Origin of the sequence: Pseudarthrobacter sp. AB1, assembly GCF_014926485.1 — a bacterium.
In the GTDB taxonomy this organism is placed as follows: Bacteria; Actinomycetota; Actinomycetes; order Actinomycetales; family Micrococcaceae; genus Arthrobacter.
Genome location: NZ_PZKO01000028.1, coordinates 1 through 2,866 on the forward strand (window position 1 = coordinate 1; position 2,866 = coordinate 2,866).

The following is a 2,866-nucleotide window of genomic DNA, read 5'->3' on the forward strand; positions in this document are numbered from 1 at the left end:
TCCAATATCTTGCGCTTTTGTTGCAGTGCAATCGTCCCTAATCTCATGATTACAAGGTTTTCCACAACACCGCTTGGACCACCCAGCCGTGGCTGCCACGAATCGCATAATTACCCACGCCTCCGGGAGGAAACACATGTCTGCTCCAGTTTTGCCCATCAATTCACGCGGAAAACTCGCTTCATCATTGCCTGCAGAGCAGCTGGCGGAAATCAGCGAGTTGTTCGATTTCCGGCGCGTGGGATATTCCCTCGATGCCCCCTTCTACACTGATCCGACGATTTTCAGCATCGACATGCAGGCGATTTTTGGCCAGCACTGGATTTTTGCCGCGAGCATCGCTGAACTGCCGGAACCGGGCGACTATGTCACCGTCGACTACGGGCCCTACTCCCTGATCGTGCTGCGCAACGACGATGGCGGCGTGAACGTCCTGCACAACGTGTGCCGCCACCGCGGCGCCCGCGTCCTGACCGAGCCCGCCGGGTCCACAGGAAACCTGGTCTGCGGCTATCACTCCTGGACCTACTCCCCGGAGGGCAATCTGATCCACGCCTCGGCACCGGGAGAGACGAAGTTCGACAAGGGCTGCTTCGGCCTCAAGCGCGCCCACAGCCGCGTGGTGGCCGGACTCATCTTCGTCTGCATCGCGGACGAACCGCCGACGGATTTTGACGAAACCGCCAAAATCTTTGAGCCTTACCTCGCACCCCACGATCTGTCGAAGACGAAAATCGCCTACCAGCAGAACATCGTCGAGGAGGGCAACTGGAAGCTCGTCATGGAGAACAACCGTGAGTGCTACCACTGTGACGGCCACCCGGAGCTCGCCTGTTCCCTCTTTCCCACCTGGGGCCTGACGGAAGGCCTGATCCCGGCCCACCTTGAAGAAGTCTGGGACCGCAACAAGGAAGCACAGTCCTCGCTCGAGGAGCGTTGCCGCCGCTATGGCCTTCCCTATGAGGTCGTCGAAGAGCTGGACACGCGCGTAGCGGGAATCCGCATCTCACGCGAATCGCTCGACGGCGAGGGCGAATCGTTCTCACCCGATGGGCGCAGGCTCTCCAAGAAGCTGCTCGGTGACTTGCGGGACTTCCGCCTTGGCCGCTGCTCGATGCACCTGCAGCCCAACAGCTGGTTCCATTTCCAGGGGGACCACGTCATCACGTTCGCAGTCTTCCCCGTCAACGAACACCAGACACTGGTACGCACCACCTGGCTGGTGGCTGACGACGCCGAGGAAGGCGTCGACTACGATCTGGACAAGCTCACCTACACCTGGAAGCAAACCAACCTGCAGGACAAGGCGTTCGTGGAGCTATGCCAGCAGGGCGCCGGCAGCCCCGCCTACGAGCCCGGCCCGTACATGAAGAGCGAATACCAGGTGGAGGCATTCATCAACTGGTACGTGCACCGCGTGCAGGAGCACTTGGCATGATTGAACTCCTCGCTCAGACCGCACTCCAGGAACCACAGCGCATCCGCGGACTTGAGATGCCGTGGAACAGGGTGATGGGCAGCACCGAGGCACCCGCCCGTGCTGCCCGCGTCCTGGGCCCCTGGCATCCCCAGGAGTTCATGGCCGAATGCGTCGAGACCGTTCCCGAGGCCGGCGGCTTAATGACCTTCGTGTTCCGCCGCTGCGACGGTGCGCCGCTGGCGTTCCGTCCGGGCCAGTACGTTAACATCGCCTTCCCCGTGAACGGCGAGGACCAGGACCCGGTGGACCGCAGCTACTCGCTGTCCAGTTCCCCCACTGAGCCCTGGACCTTCAACGTCAGCATCAAACGCGACCCCACAGGATTGGTTTCACCCTGGGTGCACGAGAATCTCACACCCGGCACCGTTCTCGAGATGCTCGGACCGGTCGGGGCATTCCACCTGCCCGACGCCGACCGGCGGGCACGGTACCTCTTCCTCGCCGCCGGCGCAGGCATCACCCCCATCATGTCGATGGTCCGTACCATTCACTCCCTGCCCGGACAGGCCGATGTTGTCGTGCTCTACCACGGAGCCGAAGCCGGAGGCTTTGCCTTCCACCAGGAACTGGCCTACATCGCCTCCGTGGACTCGCGCATCAAGGTCTTCTACTCCCTGGGCAACCGCAGCAAACCCAACGGGTGGGAAGGGCTCACCGGAAGACTGACGGCAGCCATGCTCAACGAAATAGCCCCCGATGCCAACGGCCGCCAAGTCTACGCCTGCGGCCCCGAGGGTTACCTGAACACCGCCACCGAGCTCCTCGGGAAAGTCGGCGTCGACGACACCTCCATCTACATGGAATTCTTCACGGGAGACCGCCAAACAATCCTCGAATACCAGGCGGAGGTCGCGCTTGCAGTGGACATCGCGGAGGAAATCGCCGAGGAAATCGCCCTTTCCGCCGAAGACTACTACGAAAGCCAGCCCACCGCGTTCGGGCTCTACGAACCCGGCTACAACGCCGAGGGAACCCTGAAAGCCACAGGACTGCCGCTGGAAACCCTCGACCCGGACGCACCCTGCCCCGAAACCCCCGACACCAGCCCGGACCTGGGGCCCGAGCCAGGATCCCCCGATGCCTCAAGCTTCGACACGGTCGGAACCGGAAGCCTCACCCTGTCCTTCATACGCACCGGCATCAACGTACGCATCGACCCCACCGAACACATCCTCGGAGCCGCCCAACGTGCCGGCGTCAGGATCGGCGCGAACTGCAAAGAAGGCATGTGCGGCTCCTGCAAAGTCGTCAAACTCTCCGGGGAAATCGAGATGAACCACCAAGGCGGGATCCGCGCACGGGAAATCGAAGCAGGCAAGTTCCTACCCTGCTGCTCCACCGCGCGCACCAACATGATCATCGACGCCTAAACGCACATAGCTGCAC

The 2,866-nt window shown here is 62.1% G+C and carries 2 protein-coding genes; both read left to right on the top strand.

Annotation, left to right across the window (positions count from 1 at the left end; translation table 11 throughout):
• Nucleotides 1-136 precede the first annotated feature (136 nt).
• Nucleotides 137-1,438, top strand: a complete 1,302-nt coding sequence (locus tag DAD99_RS08005) for an SRPBCC family protein (protein WP_193341090.1) — start codon at nt 137-139, stop codon at nt 1,436-1,438.
• On the top strand, nt 1,435-2,850 hold the full coding sequence (locus DAD99_RS08010) for a ferredoxin reductase (RefSeq protein WP_193341091.1): 1,416 nt from the start codon (nt 1,435-1,437) through the stop codon (nt 2,848-2,850). Before DAD99_RS08005 ends, DAD99_RS08010 begins: the two co-directional genes overlap by 4 nt.
• The last annotated feature ends 16 nt before the right edge of the window (nt 2,851-2,866 follow it).

Coding starts and splice junctions, on each gene's coding strand:
- DAD99_RS08005 (WP_193341090.1), top strand. CDS start 137: ATGTCTGCTCCAGTTTTGCCCATCAATTCACGCGGAAAACTCGCTTCA.
- DAD99_RS08010 (WP_193341091.1), top strand. CDS start 1,435: ATGATTGAACTCCTCGCTCAGACCGCACTCCAGGAACCACAGCGCATC.